Genomic DNA, 16,214 nt, shown 5'->3' on the forward strand with positions numbered 1-16,214 from the left:
GATACCAGACATAATCTAAGGTCTAGCACGAATCGGACTTGCCCGAGAAGTAGCCGTCCGGCGGCTCAGAATCCGCCGCCGTCGAAGCCACCGCCTCCCCCGAAGTCGCCTCCCCCGCCGAAGTCCCCACCGCCGAAGCCTCCGCCGTCGAACCCGGACGGGTCGAAGTCGGAGCCGGAGAAGTCCCCGCCGCCCCAGCCGCCGAAGTCGCCGCCGCCGTACTCCGCGGCGTACGCCGGGCTCGACAGCATGGAGCCGAGCACGGTGCCGACCAGCAGACCGGGGAGCAGTCCGCCGCCGAAGTAGCCGCCCGCCCAGGGGCCGTAGGCGGGGCCCGCCTCCCAGTACGGGCGGCGGCGGCCGTCGTCCGTCTCGACGTTGCGGCTCAGCGGCTCCTCGCCCGCGCGCAACCGGGCCTCGTCCGCCGCGCAGACCGGGACCTCGCGAGCCGTCCCCCCGGAGGGGGACCACCGGACGTCGGTGACCGAGGGTCCGTGGCGGGGGTCGAAGAAGCACGGCGGGCGCCGGACCGGCGGTTCGCAGCCGGTACGACGGGCCTCCAGCACGGCGAGGGAGAAGCGACCGTCCGCCAGCGCCCGCGTCACCGCGCGTACGTCGGAGGGGTGGCGGGACCGGGCCATGAGGGTCTTCGCGGTCTCGTAGGAGTCGAGGGCCCGTTCGTAGTCGGCGCGCATGGCGTCGTCGGCACCCGGTTCGGCGGGACGGAAGTCGAGGCGCTCCAGGGTCTCGCCGTACGCGGTGATGTCCTCGTCGACGACCACCCGGAGCCTGTCGAGGGCGGCCCGCTCCTCCTCCGCCCTGCGCCTGCGGCCCCGCCGGGCGACCAGGTAGGCCGTGCCGCCGCCCAGCACCAGGATCGCGCCGAGCACGATCAGTCCGGCGGCGGGAGTCCCGCCCCGACCGGTGGAGCCGCCCCAGGAGGCGGGGGCGCTGCCCCTGGCCTGCTCGACGGCCCGGTCGACGAAGGCGTTCAACTGGGTCGCGGCGTCGGTGTCCGTCCCGGGCGTCTTCACGGCGGCGGTGAGATTCCGGACCGCCTGTGTGGGCATGACCTGCGGGTCGGCGCCCGCGGCGAACCCGTCGCCGAGGCGGACCGCATAGACACCGGTGATGCCGGTGTCGGTGCGCAGGGTGGGCAGCACGGTCTGTTCCGGGAAGGCCGCGGTACGCGGCAGGACCGCCACGAACACGGGTTTGTCGGCGTTCTTGATCTTCCGCGCCAGGGCCGCCGCCTGGCTCGGGGAGAGCTGATCGGCGGCGACCGGGTCGACGTACACCGGGCTCTTGCGCAGCGCCCGCGCGACGTCCTCGACGGTCGACGCGCCGACGGCCGCCCCGCGATCCCGTTCCGACACGGCCGGGACGGGCGCGACGGCCGGGGCAATCGGGGCGGACCTGGCGGCGAGGACGGCCGGGGCCGGTGGACTGGCCGGGGCGTGCGCCGTGGCGGGCAGCGCCGACGACAGCACCAGCAGGAGCAGCCCGGCCAGCCAGATCAGGAACGCCCTGTTCCGCATACTTCGACGCTAACCCGGGCGGGCGAACCGTGCTCCGCCGGCCGCCGCGCCACCCGCCACCGACCGCCCCACCGAGCACCGCCGCCCGCCACCTCGCCGGGGCTACGCCCCGCCGGGGACCGCCGCGCCGCCGTGCTACTCCGTGGGCTCGATCCCGGCCCGCAGCAGCCCGTACGTGTACGCGTCCTCCAGCGCCTGCCAGGACGCCGCGATGACGTTCTCCGCCACGCCGACCGTCGCCCACTCGCCGTCGCCGTCGCTCGTGGTGATGAGGACGCGCGTGGTGGACTCCGTGCCGGTGCGGCCTTCGAGGATGCGGACCTTGTAGTCGACCAGTTCCAGCTTGGCCAGCTGCGGGTGGATCCGCTCCAGCGCCACGCGCAGCGCCCGGTCGAGGGCGTTGACCGGGCCGTTGCCCTCGGCGGTGGCGACGATCCGCTCGCCCTTGGCCCAGAGCTTCACGGTCGCCTCGTTGGCGTGCGTGCCGTCGGGGCGGTTCTCGACGATGGCCCGCCAGGACTCGGTGCGGAAGTAGCATCGGCGGCGGCCCTCGGCCTCGGCGCGCAGCAGCAGTTCGAAGGAGGCGTCGGCCGCCTCGTAGGTGTAGCCCCTCAGCTCGCGCTCCTTGACGCGCTCGACGACCCGGCCGACGAGTTCGCGGTCGCCGCCGAGGTCGATGCCGAGCTCCTTGCCCTTGAGCTCGATGGAGGCGCGGCCCGCCATGTCGGAGACCAGCATCCGCATGGTGTTGCCGACCAGCGCGGGGTCGATGTGCTGGTAGAGGTCCGGGTCGACCTTGATCGCGGAGGCATGCAGCCCGGCCTTGTGGGCGAAGGCGGAGACGCCGACGTAGGGCTGGTGGGTGGACGGGGTGAGGTTGACGACCTCGGCGATCGCGTGCGAGACGCGGGTCATGTCGGCCAGGGCGCCCTCGGGCAGGACGGTCTTGCCGTACTTGAGCTCCAGCGCGGCGACCACGGGGAAGAGGTTGGCGTTGCCGACGCGCTCGCCGTAGCCGTTGGCGGTGCACTGGACGTGGGTGGCGCCCGCGTCGACGGCTGCCAGGGTGTTGGCGACGGCGCAGCCGGTGTCGTCCTGGGCGTGGATGCCGAGCCGGGCGCCGGTGTCGGCGAGCACGGTGGAGACGGTGGCCTGGACCTGGGCGGGGAGCATGCCGCCGTTGGTGTCGCAGAGGATGACGACGTCCGCGCCGGCCTCGGCTGCGGCGCGGACCACGGACTTGGCGTACTCGGGGTTGGCGCGGTAGCCGTCGAAGAAGTGCTCGCAGTCCACGAAGACCCGGCGGCCCTGTTCGCGCAGGTGGGAGACGGTGTCGCGGACCATCTCCAGGTTCTCTTCGAGGGTGGTGCGCAGGGCGAGTTCCACATGGCGGTCGTGGGACTTGGCGACCAGGGTGATCACTTGGGCGCCGGAGTCCAGCAGCGCCTTGACCTGCGGGTCCTCCGCGGCCCTGCCGCCCGGTCGGCGGGTCGCGCCGAAGGCGACCAGCTGGGCGTTCTTGAACTCGATCTCCTGCCGGGCGCGGGCGAAGAACTCCGTGTCACGGGGGTTGGCGCCGGGCCAGCCGCCCTCGATGAAGCCGACGCCGAAGTCGTCCAGGTACCGGGCGATCGTGAGCTTGTCAGCGACCGTCAGATTGATGCCTTCACGCTGGGCCCCGTCACGCAGCGTGGTGTCGAAGACATGGAAGCCGTCGTCGGTGGCCTGGGCCGTGGCCTTGGTGGTCATGCTGGTCTGACTCCTGTCGGATGAGTGGATCCGGACGATCTGGCTCCACTTGCCCCCATCATCCCGCGTGCCTCGCCCCGGCCGTGGTGAGGGCCGGAAAACGAAAAAACCCCTCGCGGGTGCGAGAGGTCTGCGCGCGGGTCTGGGGCACGGTGGCCGTGCCGCACGGGTGGTGCGGGACGGTCACTGCGGACCGGCGCGCCTGTTGCCAATAATCATGACGAACGAGGGCACGGAAGCAGTGTCGCACAGGGTCGCCTCCGTGCCGTGCCGTGTCTCAGGATGCGGGCGTGACGCTCGTGGTCCCGGCGGCACCGGAGGGCTCCGCCCGTTCCCCTCCCGGCCTTCCGGTGCCGACCCGCCCGAGGTCGATGTCCCGGGTCTCCCGCATCGTGAGATAGACGACCAGGGAGACCGCGGCGCAGCCGGCCACGTACCAGTAGAAGCCGGACTCCGCCCCCGCCTTCTTGAACCAGAGGGCCACGTACTCGGCGGTGCCGCCGAAGAGCGCGTTGGCGAGGGCGTACGGGAGCGCGACGCCCAGGGCGCGGATGCCGGTCGGGAAGAGTTCGGCCTTCACACAGGCGTTGATGGAGGTGTATCCGGTGACGACGACCAGGGCGAGGAGCGCCAGCCCGAAGGCGGGCCAGAAGGTTCCGGCGTGCCGGAGCAGCGTCATGATCGGCACGGTCAGGAAGGTGGAGCCGATCGCGAAGGTGATCAGCAGCGGGCGGCGGCCGATCCGGTCGGAGAGCAGTCCGGCGAGCGGCTGGAGGCACATGAAGACGAAGAGGGCGCAGAAGCTGACGAGCGAGGCGGTGGACTTCTCCATCCCGGCGCTCTTGGAGAGGAACTTGGTCAGGTAGGTCGTGTACGTGTAGTACGCGACGGTACCGCCCATGGTCAGGGCCATCACCAGGAACGCCTCGCGCCTGTGCCGCCACAGCGCCCGCAGCGTGCCCCGGTCCCGCTGCTCGGCGGCGCCCGACTCGGCGTACACCTCGGTCTCCAGCATCGAGCGGCGCAGGTAGAAGACGACCGCGGCGCCGAGCGCGCCGATGATGAACGGGATCCGCCAGCCCCAGCTGTGCAGGGCCGCCTCGGACATGGTGCGCTGCATGACGATCTGGAGGCCGAGGCCGACGAGTTGGCCGGCGGTCATGGACACGTACTGGAAGCTGGAGGCGAAGCCGCGCCGGCCGGGGGCGGACGCCTCGGTGAGGTAGGTGGCGCTGGCGGCGTACTCGCCGCCGACGGAGAGGCCCTGGAGGAGCCGGGCCAGCAGCAGCACGGCGACCCCGCCGTATCCCGCGGTGTCGTACGTCGGCGCGGCGGCGATGAGGATCGCGGAGGCCGACATGAGGGTGACGGTCAGGGTGAGCGCGGCCTTGCGGCCTCTGCGGTCACCGATCCGGCCGAGCAGCCAGCCGCCGACCGGTCTCATGAAGAAGCCCACGGCGAAGATGCCCATGGTGTTCATGAGGTTGGCGGTCTCGTTGCCCTCGGGGAAGAACGAATCCGCGAAGTAGACGGCGAAGGTCGCGTACACGAACCAGTCGAACCACTCGACCATGTTGCCCGCGGAGCCGATCCAGATCTTCTTCCACTGCTCTCGTCCCATGGTCCGTCACCGTGCCCGAACGGCCGGGAGCGCAACAAGGGCGCAACGGGCAACGATCACACGTACTTACGTGCGTTTCGTTCACGAAGCCGCGGGCGGCTGCGGGGCGATGAGCGATTCGTCGACGAACTCCCGTACCTGATCGAGGACTTGAGTCCGTCCGGTACCGGGAAGACCGACCGCGACATGGACGCTGAACCCGTCGAGCAGGGCCCGGAGCCGGGTGGCGAACCGTTCGGCGTCGACGGTACGGAACTCCCCGCGCGAGGCCCCCTCCGCGAGCAGCGCCACCAGGTCCCGGTGCCAGGCGCCCTCGATCGCGGACTGCCGGGCGCGGGCGTCGTCGTCGGCGTTCTGCGAGCGGTTCCAGACCTCCAGCCAGAGCGTCCAGTGCGGGTCGCGGGGGCCGTCGGGGAGATACAGGCCCAGGTACGCGTCGAGCCGTTCGCGTACCGTCCCGGGCCCGGCCAGCAGGGTGCGCCGCCGCTCGCCGAGTCGGCCCTCGCTCCACTCCAGGGTGCGGAGCAGCAGTTCGTCCTTGGTACGGAAGTAGTAGAGGAGGTGGCCGCTGCTCATGCCGACCTCACGGCCCAGCCCGGCCATGGTGAGGCCGTCGAGGCCCCGTTCGGCGATGGTGGCCATGGCGGCGGCCAGCACCTCCTCGCGGGGCGGGGCGGTGTTGCGACGGCGTGGGGCGGAGGGCACGGTTCGGACCTTCGGCTGCTGTTGTCGGGTGGCCTCGGTCGTCGGGACCCTCGGCCGCTGTGGTGGCCCGGCTCCCGGAGTCCGTCGGGTGACCTTCGACCGGAGGGTCACCCGGGCAGGCTCTCAGACCTTCGGCTGCTGCTGGGTGATGCAGTGGATGCCTCCACCGCCCGCGAAGATCGTACGCGCGTCGACGAGGGTGACCGTGCGGTCGGGGAACAGTTCTCGGAAGATCGCCGCCGCCTCCTCGTCGCGCGGGTCGTCGAAGGCGCACAGGACCACGCCGCCGTTGCAGAGGTAGTGGTTGATGTAGGAGTAGTCGACCCACTCCCCCTCGGCCTGGAGCACGGTGGGGGCGGGGACCTCCACGACGTCCAGGGAGCGGCCCCGGGCGTCGGTGGCGGCGCGCAGGATGCGGACGGTCTCGCGGGTGATCTCGTGGTCGGGGTGGGCCGGGTCCGGCTGGACGTGGACGACGACGGTGCCCGGGCGGGCGAAGGCGGCGACGATGTCGACGTGCCCGAGGGTGCCGTACGTGCCGTAGTCGCCGGACAGCCCGCGCGGCAGCCAGATGGCCTTCTCGGTGCCGAGCCGGGCGTGGATCTCGGCCTCGACCTGCTCGCGGGTCCAGCCGGGGTTGCGCTCCGGGCCGAGCTGGACGGTCTCGGTGAGCAGCACGGTGCCTTCGCCGTCGACGTGGATGGCGCCGCCCTCGTTGACGAGCGGGGAGCCGTGCACGGGGACGTCGGCGAGTCCGGCGACGGCGCGGGCGATGTGCCGGTCGTGCTCCCAGCGGGCCCAGTCCTGGGCGCCCCAGCCGTTGAACGTCCAGTCGACGGCGGCCAGTCGGTGCCCGTCGGTGACGAAGGTGGGTCCGATGTCGCGCATCCAGGCGTCGTCGAGCGGGCGGACCGCCAGGTCGATGTCCGGGCCGAGGAGCGCGCGGGCGCCGTCCTCCTGACCGGGGCCGACGACCATCGTGACGGGTTCGAAGCGGCGGACGGCGCGGGCGACGGCGGCCCAGGCGCGCCGGGCCTCGTCCAGTTCGGCCTCGGTGGCGAAGGTGGGGTTGGGGCCCGGCCAGGCCATCCAGGTGCGCTCGTGCGGGGCCCACTCGGGGGGCATGCGGAAGGTCATGGGGTTGTCCTTGAGTGATTCTCGGGTGCTCGGGGAGACGGGTCGCCGGAGGGCGCCCGGCCGTCGGACGGCGCCGGACGCCGGGGAGCGCCGGGCGTGCGGGAACACCGGACGCCGGGGGCGCCGGGCGTCAGAGGAAGTAGAGGCGGTTGAGGGAGACGGACTCGGCGGGCTCGGAGCGCAGCGGGTCGCCGTCCAGCGTGACCAGACCGCTGCGGGTGTCCACGTCGACCGCTCCGGTACGGGAGTTGTGGACGAGGTCGCCGGGGCCGATGCCGCGGGTGCCGCGTACGCCGACGCGGCGCCGCCGGGTGGGCATCAGGTCCGCGCCCAGCTCGGTCGCCGCCTGCGAGACGAAGGCCACGGAGAGGTCGGCGGCGGTCGCCCCGTACGCCCCGAACTGCGGTCCGAGGACGAGGGGTTCGCAGGTGTCGGTGGCGGCGTTCGGGTCGCCCGTGACCCCGTACGCCGGGAATCCGGCCTTCAGCACGAGTTGCGGTTTGGCACCGAAGAACTCGGGCCGCCACAGCACGATGTCGGCGAGCTTCCCGGTCTCGATGGAACCGACCTCGTGCGCGAGGCCGTGGGCGATGGCGGGGTTGATGGTGAGCTTGGCGATGTAGCGCAGCACCCGGGCGTTGTCGTCCGCCGGTCCGTCGCCGTCCAGCGGCCCGCGCTCGGCCTTCATCTTCCCGGCCATCGCGAAGGTGCGGCGCACCGTCTCCCCGGCGCGTCCCATGCCCTGCGCGTCGGAGGAGGTGATGCCGATGGCGCCCAGGTCGTGCAGCACGTCCTCGGCGCCCATCGTCCCGGCCCGGATCCGGTCGCGGGCCATGGCGGCGTCGCCCGGCAGATCGGTCTTGAGGTCGTGCACGGAGACGATCATCCCGTAGTGCTCGGCGACGGCGTCCCGGCCGAAGGGCAGGGTCGGGTTGGTGGACGAGCCGATGACGTTCTCGACGCCCGCCATCCGCAGGACGTTGGGGACGTGTCCGCCGCCGCAGCCCTCGATGTGGAAGGCGTGGACGGTACGGCCTTCGAGCACGCGCAGGGTGTCCTCGACCGACAGGCACTCGTTCAGCCCGTCGCTGTGCAGGGCGACCTGTACGTCGTGCTCCTCGGCCACGCGCAGCGCGGTGTCCAGGGCGCGGGCGTGGGCGCCCATGTCCTCGTGGACCTTGAAGCCGCAGGCCCCGCCCTCGGCGAGCGCCTCGACCAGGGGGGCTCGTCCGGAGGACGAACCCCGGCCCAGGAAGCCGATGTTGACCGGCCAGGCGTCGAAGGCGTTGAAAGCGTGGCGCAGCGCCCAGGGCGAGTTGACGCCGACGCCCCAGACCGGGCCGAACTCCTGGCCGATGATCGTGGTGACGCCCGAGGCGAGCGAGGCCTCCATGATCCGCGGCGAGAGCAGGTGGACGTGCGTGTCGACGGCGCCCGCCGTGGCGATCATCCCCTCCCCGGAGACGATGGTGGTGCCGGTGCCCACGACGACGTCGACGCCGTCGAGGGTGTCCGGGTTGCCCGCCCGCCCGATGGCCGCGATGCGTCCCTCGCGGATGCCGATCGACACCTTGCGGATGCCCTGCACGGCGTCAATGACCAGGACGTTGCTGATGACGACGTCACAGGTGTCGCGGACGGCCGCCGCCTTGAGGTGCAGCCCGTCGCGGGCGGTCTTTCCGAACCCGGCGAGGAACTCGTCGCCGTACGCCTGGGCGTCGGACTCGACGCGCACGGTCAGCCCGGAGTCGCCGAGCCGGACCAGGTCCCCGGCGCGCGGGCCGTGCACGGAGGCGTACTCGTGTCCGTCGATTCCGTCGATGCTCATCGCCGCCCTCCTCGTTCGGTGCCGTGCTCGGATTCCGCCGCGCCGCCCGGCTCCGGCGCCGGTACGTCCTCCCGTTCGGGCACTGGGCCGGCGCCCAGGTAGCCGCAGGCCGCCGCGCGCCGCAGGGCCTCCTCGCGCGCTCCGGGCGCGTCGAGCGGGCCGTCGACGAGCCCGGCGAACCCGATGGAGATCCGGTCCCCGCCGATGGGCACCAGTCCCACCTCGACGCTCTCCCCCGGCCCGAACCGGACGGAGGACCCGGCGGGGACGCACAGCCGCGTCCCGTACGCGGCGGACCGGTCGAAGTCGAGCCGGGGGTTCGCCTCGAAGAAGTGGAAGTGCGAGGTCACGGAGACCGGGACGGTCGCGGTGTTGCGGACGGTCAGTCGCGTCGCGGGCTCGGGCCCGGGGGTGACGGGACCGGGGACGACGGCCCCGGGCGCGTCCTCGCCGAGCCCGGCGCCGTCGCCCAGCGGGCGGGGCACCACGGCGAGCCGCGAACCGTCGTCGAAGACGGCCTCCACATGGACCTCGGTGACGACGTCCGCGACACCCGGCAGCACGTCGTCGGGCCCGAGCACGGAGCGCCCCGCCTCGATGGCCTCGGCGAGCCTGCGCCCGTCGCGGGCCGCCTCGCAGACCGTGTCCGCGATCAGTGCCGTCGCCTCGGGGACGTTGAGCCGCAGCCCTCGGGCGCGGCGGGCCCGGGCCAGTTCGGCGGCACCGAACAGCAGCAGCCGGTCCCGTTCCGTCGGGGTCAGTCGCACGCCTGCACACCTCCTGTTTAGAGCAGCACTCTAACCATGAGGGTAGGGAAATGAGAAAGATGCCTTCACCACATTCGAGTGCCGCTCGACAGGCCCCGGCGACGGGCGGAGCTGCGGTCGGCGCAACGGGCGGACACGACGAAGGCCGCGCCCGGCATGGAGCCGGGCGCGGCCTCGGGATCGCGCGATCGGGAAGTACTCCTCACAGGACGCACTGCCGCAGAACATGGCGCGAACACACGCGTCGTACGGGACAGCCCTCAGCGGAGCGGGTGCATCCAGCCGTGGGTGTCCTCGGCGACCCCGCGCTGGATGTCCAGCAGCCGCTCACGCAGCTTCAGCGTGACCTCGCCGGGACCGCCGTCGCCCTGGGTCCACTCGCCGCCCTCGCATTTGACGGTGCCGACGGGGGTGATGACGGCGGCGGTTCCGCAGGCGAAGACCTCCGTGAGGGTGCCGTTCCCGGTGTCCTCGCGCCACTGGTCGATGGAGACGCGGCCCTCCTCGGACTCGTAGCCGAGGTCGCGGGCGACCGTGAGCAGCGAGTCACGGGTGACGCCGGCCAGCAGCGAACCGGTCAGGGTCGGGGTGACGATCCTGTTCCCGTACACGAAGTACAGGTTCATGCCACCGAGCTCCTCGACCCACTTGTGCTCGACCGCGTCGAGGTAGGCGACCTGGTCGCAGCCCTTCTCGCTCGCCTCGGCCTGGGCGAGGAGGGAAGCGGCGTAGTTGCCGCCGGTCTTGGCGTCGCCCATGCCGCCGGGGACGGCCCGCACCCGGTTTTCGGAGAGCCAGATGGAGACCGGCTTGACGCCGCCGGGGAAGTAGGCGCCGGCCGGGGACGCGATGACGACGAAGAGGTACTCGTTGGCGGGCTTCACCCCGAGACCGACCTCGCTCGCGATCATGAACGGGCGCAGATAGAGCGACTCCTCGCCGCCGTGCGCCGGAACCCATGCCTTGTCCTGCTGGACCAGCAGGTCGCACGCCTCGATGAACGTCTCGACCGGCAGCTCCGGCATGGCCAGCCGGCGCGCCGACGCCTGGAACCGGCGGGCGTTCGCGTCGGGGCGGAACGTGGCGACGGAGCCGTCGGGCCGGCGGTACGCCTTGAGCCCCTCGAAGATCTCCTGGGCGTAGTGGAGCACGGTGGTGGCGGGGTCGAGGGAGAGCGGACCGTAGGGGACGAGCTGGCCGTCGTGCCAGCCCCGGCCCTCGGTCCACCGGATCGTCACCATGTGGTCGGTGAAGTACCGGCCGAATCCCGGCTTGGCCAGAATGGCCTCGCGCTCCGCGTCGGACAGCGGGTTCGAGGAGGGCTTGAGCTCGATCGTGGGCGTCGTCATGAGTGCGTGTCCTTCACCTGTCGTGTGTGTGGGACCGCACTCGCGCCGCTCCTGCCGGGCGGGCGCCGGGACGTCCGGAACCGGACCGGCCCGCACACGAAGGGTGGGCGTCACGGGTCCTGGCGCGCCTCTCCGCCGTGGTGTCGCCCCTCAGCATGGTCGTGAATCGGCCATGTGCGGTCCGTCACCCGGCAGCCGCGCGCCCCGGTTCCCGCTCCGCTTTCCACCCTTCATGTGCCGGTCTGTCCGGCCGCGAGTCGCGGCCCCGTTCGATTATCGCTCCCGGGAGGCCGCGCACGAAATGACGCGAATGCGGTCCTGTGCTCGGTGGTGGCACCCGGGACCGCACAGAAGAAGCCGCCGGGTGCTGTCTGCGACCCGGCGGCCTCGATACGGAGTCGTCGGGTCAGCTCGCTACGCGTACCGCGAGCGCGTCGCCGATCTGGTCGGTGGTACGCGGCGATCCGCCGTCGCGCTCCGCCAGGTCGGCGGAGACGGCGTCCTCGATACGGGCGGCCTCGGCCTCGTGCCCGAGGTGGCGCAGCAGGAGGGCGACGGAGAGGATCGTGGCCGTCGGGTCGGCCTTGCCCTGGCCCGCGATGTCGGGCGCGGAGCCGTGGACCGGTTCGAACATCGACGGGAAGTCGCCCGTCGGGTTGATGTTGCCGGAGGCGGCCAGGCCGATGCCACCGGTCACGGCGGCGGCGAGGTCGGTGAGGATGTCACCGAAGAGGTTGTCGGTGACGATGACGTCGAAGCGCTCCGGCTGGGTGACGAAGAAGATCGTCGCGGCGTCGACGTGCAGGTAGTCGGTGGTGACCTCGGGGTACTCGGCCGCGACCCTGTCGAAGATGTTCTTCCACATGTGGCCCGCGTACACGAGGACGTTGTTCTTGTGAACGAGCGTCAGCTTCTTGCGCGGGCGGGTGGCGGCCCGCTCGAACGCGTCACGGACGACGCGCTCGACACCGTAGGCGGTGTTGACGCTGACCTCGGTGGCGACCTCGTGCTCCGTACCGGTGCGCAGCGAGCCGCCGTTGCCGGTGTACGGGCCCTCGGTGCCCTCGCGGACCACGACGAAGTCGATGTCCGGACGGCCCGCCAGCGGGGTCGCGGTGTTCGGGAACAGCTTCGACGGACGCAGGTTGACGAAGTGGTCGAAGGCGAACCGCAGCTTCAGCAGGAGCCCGCGCTCCAGGACGCCGGACGGCACGGAGGGGTCCCCGATCGCGCCGAGCAGGATGGCGTCGTGGCCCTTGAGGGCTTCGAGTTCCGCGTCCGGCAGGGTTTCGCCGGTGCGGTGCCAGCGCCGGGCGCCGAGGTCGTACTCCTTGGTCTCCAGCTTCACATCCTGCGGGAGAACGGCCCTGAGGACCTTGAGGCCCTGGGCCACGACCTCCTGGCCGATACCGTCACCGGGGATCACTGCGAGATTGATGCTGCGAGACATGTCCGCACCTTACTGCCGCGTCCCACCCCATGACACGACACGTCCACCATGTGGACGCGTCGGTAGCTGTCACGCGGTCGCGGACCCGGCTGTCGTCAGTGCCCCGTGGAGCCGCCGTTGTCCCTGCGGTCGAGGGCGCGCTGGAGGGCGGCGGCGGCGTTCCGGCGCTCCGACTCGGTCGGACGGTGGGTGTGACGGACGCGGCGGGCGGTCGTCTCGGCCATGATGGATCGACTCCTTGAGATCGCGAGGACTTCGAGATCGAAAAACCGTGAACGTGATGTCGAGATCGGGATTTCGAGGCGCCGGAAGGGGCGGGGAGTCGGCGCCGCAGGGGTTTCCTGCGCGGGGCGCGCGCACTCACGACCGCCGGTCGCTGGATCGAGCGAGACGTTCGGCTCCTACAAAGCTAGGACAGCTCGGCCGGTCTGTCTCCACAATTACTCGGACTTCCTACTATCTGAGACGGAGAACACTTCGCCCGCCCGCGTGCCCCCGTCCCCCGCCGTCACCGGCCCGCGTGCCTCACCGGCCTTCCCGCCCCACCGGCCCGCCCCGGCTCACAGCACGTCGCCGTCGCGCCAGTCGAAGACCAGCGCCCCGGGATCGGCGGACAGGTCCTCGGGTCCGGCGGGCGGGTCCTCGGGGCGGCCGGCGGTCAGGTCCCCGGAGGGAACGGGCAGCGCCCCGCCCGCCACGCCCCTGACGTACGTGGAGCCCTCCTCCTCCGGCAGCCGCTCGATCCCGTGCGGCCCCTGCACGGCGATCCGTCCGGGCCACACCCACCAGCCGCGCCCGGCGTACATCGCGGCGCCCTCCTCCGAGGCGGAGAGGGCCGCGAAGGCGTAGGCCCTGTCCACGACCTGTTCCAGGGCGGCCATCACCCGCCCGCCGAGCCCCTCCCGGCGCCGGTCGGCGCGGACCGCCACGGCCTCCACATAGCCGATCCGGTACGAGCGGCCCGCCAGGACCACCCGGCGCTGGCCCACGCTGCCGTGGGCGAGAACGCCGCTGTCGTCACGGATGTAGGCGTGGATGCCGCCGAGGGTGTGGTCCCAGTCCTCGTCGCTGAAGTCGCCCTCGAAGGCGGTGTCCAGGAAGGTCCGGATCTCGTCGAGGGCGGCCGGGGCGAGCTGATGGGTGTGCGCGGTATGCAGGGCGGGGGCGGTCGGCTCGGTCATGGCCGTCAGCCTGCCACGCGGAGAACCCGACGGGCACCGAATAACGACCTGGGGAGCGATGGGGAGTGGATCAGGGAGCGTCGTCATGCGGCTTCGATCGCAAGGCGGAGGAGGGAGTCGATGCGGCGCATCGACAACCGACGACAACGTCGCAAGCGGAGTCGCAGGGCGGCGCGAGCCCGCTCCCTATCGCTCCCCAGGTCGTAAGCCTCCCCCGCCCCGCGAGAGCCGCGCACGGGCGCCGCACATGGGCGCCGCGCACGAGCCACCGCCCCGTCGTCCACCGGACACTGACCGACGGTGCGCACATGATCTGTCCGGCCGCACTCTGGTCCGGACCACCGTCCGCCCGTCACACTGCCCGCATGTCCGACATCACAGCCCCGCCCAGGCCCTGGGCCCCCGTCCACGGCGAGCCCTACCGCCCCGTCCCCTACCGGCCCGAACGCATGCCGGCGGACGAATCCCTCACCCGCGCCGCGGAGTTGAGGCGACGGATGGACGAACGCAGGACCGTGCGCCGGTTCTCGGCGGATCCCGTCCCCGAGCGGGTCCTCAAGGACGCGATCGCCTGCGCCGCCACCGCCCCGTCCGGCGCCCATCAGCAGCCGTGGACCTTCGTCCTGGTCAAGGACCCGGAGGTACGGCGCCGCATCCGCGAGGCGGCCGAGAACGAGGAGCGGATCAGTTACGACGGCAGGCTCGGCGAGGAGTGGCTGGCGGCGCTGCGCCCGCTCGGCACGGACGCCGTCAAGTCCCACATGACCGACGCCCCGGCGCTCGTCGTGGTGTTCCAGCAGCGGTACTGGCTGGGCGAGGACGGTACCAAGCGCAAGCACTACTACGTCGACGAGTCGGTCGGGATCGCCGTCGGCATGCTGCTGTCCGCGCTGCATCTGTCGGGCCTGGCCGCGCTGGTCCACACGCCGAGCCCGATGCGGTTCCTGGGCGAGGTGCTGGGCCGGCCGGAGAACGAGAAGGCGTTCGCGGTGATCCCGGTCGGCTATCCGGCCGACGACTGCGAGGTGCCCGACCTGGTCCGCAAGTCGCTGGACCAGGTGCTCGTGGAGGTCTGAGCCCGCGGGCCCCTGGCCGCGACGGACCCGGCGCGCGAGGGGGCGCGATGGAAACCGCCTCCCGGCCGGCAGGGGAACCGGTCGGGAGGCGGAGTTCGGGCGGGGCGCCGGTGGGGCGGCGCCCCGCGAGGGCGTCGGCCCCCTGGCAGGGGGCCGACGCGAGGGATATCAGCCCTGGTGGGGGTAGGTGTACTCGGTCGGCGGGACCAGCGTCTCCTTGATGGCTCGGGTCAGGGTCCAGCGCTGGAGGTTCTGCGGGGCGCCCGCCTTGTCGTTGGTGCCCGAGGCGCGGCCGCCGCCGAAGGGCTGCTGGCCGACCACGGCACCGGTCGACTTGTCGTTGATGTAGAAGTTGCCCGCGGCGTACCGCAGCTTCTCCATCGTGTACGCGGCCGCGGTGCGGTCGCCCGCGATGACGGAACCGGTCAGCGCGTAGTCGGAGACCGACTCCATCTGCTCCAGCATCGCGTCGTACTGGTCGTCCTCGTAGACATGCACGGCGAGGATCGGGCCGAAGTACTCGGTCGTGAAGACCTCGTTCTCCGGGTCGGTGCACTCGATGACGGTCGGGCGGACGAAGTAACCGACCGAGTCGTCGTACGTGCCGCCCGCGATGACCGTGCAGGACGGGTCGGCCGCGGCACGGTCGATGGCCGCCTTGTTCTTGGCGAACGAGCGCTCGTCGATGACGGCGCCGATGAAGTTCGACAGGTCGGTGACGTCGCCCATGGTGATGGAGTCGACCTCGGCGGCGAACTCCTCCTTGAAACCGGAGTTCCAGATCGAGGCCGGGATGTACGCGCGCGAGGAGGCCGAGCACTTCTGGCCCTGGAACTCGAAGGAGCCCCGGGTCAGCGCGGTCTTCAGGACGGCGTGGTCGGCCGACGGGTGGGCGACGACGAAGTCCTTGCCACCGGTCTCGCCGACGAGCCGCGGGTAGGTGCGGTAGTTGGCGATGTTGTTGCCGACCGTCCGCCACAGGTGCTGGAAGGTGGGGGTCGAGCCGGTGAAGTGGATACCGGCCAGGTCACGGTGGTTCAGGGCCACCTCGGAGACGGCGAGGCCGTCGCCCGTCACCAGGTTGATGACGCCCTTGGGCAGGCCCGCCTCCTCCAGGAGCCGCATCAGCAGCACGGCGGCGTGGGTCTGCGTCGGGGACGGCTTCCACACCACGACGTTGCCCATGAGGGCCGGGGCGGTGGGCAGGTTGCCCGCGATGGCCGTGAAGTTGAACGGCGTGATCGCGTAGACGAAGCCCTCCAGCGGACGGTGGTCCATGCGGTTCCACACGCCCGGGGAGTTGGCCGGGGGCTGCTCGGCGAGGATCTGGCGCGCGTAGTGCACGTTGAAGCGCCAGAAGTCGACGAGCTCACAGGGGGTGTCGATCTCCGCCTGCTGGGCGGTCTTGGACTGGCCGAGCATCGTGGAGGCGGCCATCGTCTCGCGCCAGGGGCCGGCGAGCAGCTCGGCGGCGCGCAGGATGATCGCGGCACGGTCGTCGAAGGAGGTCGCCCGCCAGGCCGGGGCGGCGGCCAGCGCGGCGTCGATCGCGTCCTGCGCGTCCTGCTCCGTGGCGTTGGCGTACGTGCCGATGACGGCCTTGTGGTTGTGGGGCTGCACGACGTCGAAGCGCTCACCGCCGCCCATCCGCTTCTCACCGCCGATCGTCATCGGCAGCTCGATCGGGTTCTGGCTGAGCTCCTTGAGCTTCGTCTCCAGGCGGGCGCGCTCCGGGGAGCCCGGGGCGTAGGTGTGGACCGGCTCGTTGACCGGCGCGGGGACCTGAGTCACAGCGTCCATGAGTGCCTTGTCT

Annotated in this window: 13 protein-coding genes; 1 reads left to right on the forward strand and 12 read right to left on the reverse strand. The window is 71.9% G+C overall.

Annotated features, from left to right (window positions below; translation table 11 throughout):
* Positions 1–65 precede the first annotated feature (65 nt).
* The 11 genes from AB0E67_RS00885 to AB0E67_RS00935 all read right to left on the reverse strand — a co-directional run bounded on the left by AB0E67_RS00885 (position 66) and on the right by AB0E67_RS00935 (position 13,325).
* Positions 66–1,538 (reverse strand): hypothetical protein, encoded by a 1,473-nt coding sequence (locus AB0E67_RS00885; RefSeq protein ID WP_362019184.1) that lies wholly within the window; start codon positions 1,536–1,538, stop codon positions 66–68.
* A gap of 135 nt (positions 1,539–1,673) precedes the next feature.
* The gene (cimA, locus tag AB0E67_RS00890) at positions 1,674–3,287 is read right to left on the reverse strand and encodes a citramalate synthase (protein ID WP_362019187.1); all 1,614 of its coding nucleotides are present in this window, start codon (positions 3,285–3,287) and stop codon (positions 1,674–1,676) included.
* Positions 3,288–3,564: 277 nt separating this feature from the next.
* Positions 3,565–4,908 (reverse strand): MFS transporter, encoded by a 1,344-nt coding sequence (locus tag AB0E67_RS00895; protein ID WP_362019189.1) that lies wholly within the window; start codon positions 4,906–4,908, stop codon positions 3,565–3,567.
* A gap of 81 nt (positions 4,909–4,989) precedes the next feature.
* A complete protein-coding gene (locus AB0E67_RS00900; protein WP_362019192.1) occupies positions 4,990–5,613 on the reverse strand; it encodes a TetR family transcriptional regulator C-terminal domain-containing protein in 624 nt (207 codons plus the stop codon).
* A 123-nt stretch (positions 5,614–5,736) separates the two neighbouring features.
* Complete coding sequence (locus tag AB0E67_RS00905) at positions 5,737–6,750, reverse strand: agmatine deiminase family protein (protein WP_362019194.1); 1,014 nt, start codon at positions 6,748–6,750, stop codon at positions 5,737–5,739.
* Between the two features lie 130 nt (positions 6,751–6,880).
* Entirely contained in the window at positions 6,881–8,578 is a 1,698-nt protein-coding gene (locus AB0E67_RS00910) for an urease subunit alpha (protein WP_073784735.1), read from the reverse strand.
* Positions 8,575–9,345 (reverse strand): urease subunit gamma, encoded by a 771-nt coding sequence (gene ureA, locus AB0E67_RS00915; protein ID WP_362019196.1) that lies wholly within the window; start codon positions 9,343–9,345, stop codon positions 8,575–8,577. The genes AB0E67_RS00910 and ureA overlap by 4 nt, the downstream gene beginning before the upstream one ends.
* A 260-nt stretch (positions 9,346–9,605) precedes the next feature.
* Complete coding sequence (locus AB0E67_RS00920) at positions 9,606–10,694, reverse strand: branched-chain amino acid aminotransferase (protein WP_362019199.1); 1,089 nt, start codon at positions 10,692–10,694, stop codon at positions 9,606–9,608.
* Positions 10,695–11,100: 406 nt separating this feature from the next.
* Entirely contained in the window at positions 11,101–12,144 is a 1,044-nt protein-coding gene (locus tag AB0E67_RS00925; protein ID WP_362019202.1) for a 3-isopropylmalate dehydrogenase, read from the reverse strand.
* A gap of 95 nt (positions 12,145–12,239) precedes the next feature.
* Positions 12,240–12,368: a hypothetical protein gene (locus AB0E67_RS00930; protein WP_274535421.1), complete on the reverse strand. Its 129-nt coding sequence runs from the start codon at positions 12,366–12,368 to the stop codon at positions 12,240–12,242.
* Between the two features lie 336 nt (positions 12,369–12,704).
* Positions 12,705–13,325, reverse strand: a complete 621-nt coding sequence (locus AB0E67_RS00935) for a GNAT family N-acetyltransferase (RefSeq protein WP_362019205.1) — start codon at positions 13,323–13,325, stop codon at positions 12,705–12,707.
* Between the two features lie 365 nt (positions 13,326–13,690).
* Between AB0E67_RS00935 and AB0E67_RS00940 the strand changes: the two genes are divergently transcribed.
* A complete protein-coding gene (locus AB0E67_RS00940) occupies positions 13,691–14,401 on the forward strand; it encodes a nitroreductase family protein (protein ID WP_362019208.1) in 711 nt (236 codons plus the stop codon).
* Positions 14,402–14,569: 168 nt separating this feature from the next.
* Here AB0E67_RS00940 and pruA read toward each other — a convergent pair whose 3' ends face one another.
* Positions 14,570–16,201 carry an L-glutamate gamma-semialdehyde dehydrogenase gene (pruA, locus tag AB0E67_RS00945; protein WP_362019211.1) on the reverse strand — a complete coding sequence of 544 codons (1,632 nt, stop codon included), beginning with the start codon at positions 16,199–16,201 and terminating at the stop codon, positions 14,570–14,572.
* Positions 16,202–16,214: the final 13 nt, after the last annotated feature.

The sequence above is a fragment of the Streptomyces sp. NPDC032161 genome (assembly GCF_040636995.1).
GTDB lineage: Bacteria > Actinomycetota > Actinomycetes > Streptomycetales > Streptomycetaceae > Streptomyces.

Bases quoted from the DNA above. Each gene is read 5' to 3' on its own strand.
- AB0E67_RS00910 (WP_073784735.1), bottom strand. From the start codon at position 8,578: ATGAGCATCGACGGAATCGACGGACACGAGTACGCCTCCGTGCACGGC.
- cimA (WP_362019187.1), bottom strand. From the start codon at position 3,287: ATGACCACCAAGGCCACGGCCCAGGCCACCGACGACGGCTTCCATGTC.
- AB0E67_RS00935 (WP_362019205.1), bottom strand. From the start codon at position 13,325: ATGACCGAGCCGACCGCCCCCGCCCTGCATACCGCGCACACCCATCAG.
- AB0E67_RS00905 (WP_362019194.1), bottom strand. From the start codon at position 6,750: ATGACCTTCCGCATGCCCCCCGAGTGGGCCCCGCACGAGCGCACCTGG.
- pruA (WP_362019211.1), bottom strand. From the start codon at position 16,201: ATGGACGCTGTGACTCAGGTCCCCGCGCCGGTCAACGAGCCGGTCCAC.
- AB0E67_RS00895 (WP_362019189.1), bottom strand. From the start codon at position 4,908: ATGGGACGAGAGCAGTGGAAGAAGATCTGGATCGGCTCCGCGGGCAAC.
- AB0E67_RS00940 (WP_362019208.1), top strand. From the start codon at position 13,691: ATGTCCGACATCACAGCCCCGCCCAGGCCCTGGGCCCCCGTCCACGGC.
- AB0E67_RS00925 (WP_362019202.1), bottom strand. From the start codon at position 12,144: ATGTCTCGCAGCATCAATCTCGCAGTGATCCCCGGTGACGGTATCGGC.
- AB0E67_RS00885 (WP_362019184.1), bottom strand. From the start codon at position 1,538: ATGCGGAACAGGGCGTTCCTGATCTGGCTGGCCGGGCTGCTCCTGCTG.
- AB0E67_RS00930 (WP_274535421.1), bottom strand. From the start codon at position 12,368: ATGGCCGAGACGACCGCCCGCCGCGTCCGTCACACCCACCGTCCGACC.
- AB0E67_RS00920 (WP_362019199.1), bottom strand. From the start codon at position 10,694: ATGACGACGCCCACGATCGAGCTCAAGCCCTCCTCGAACCCGCTGTCC.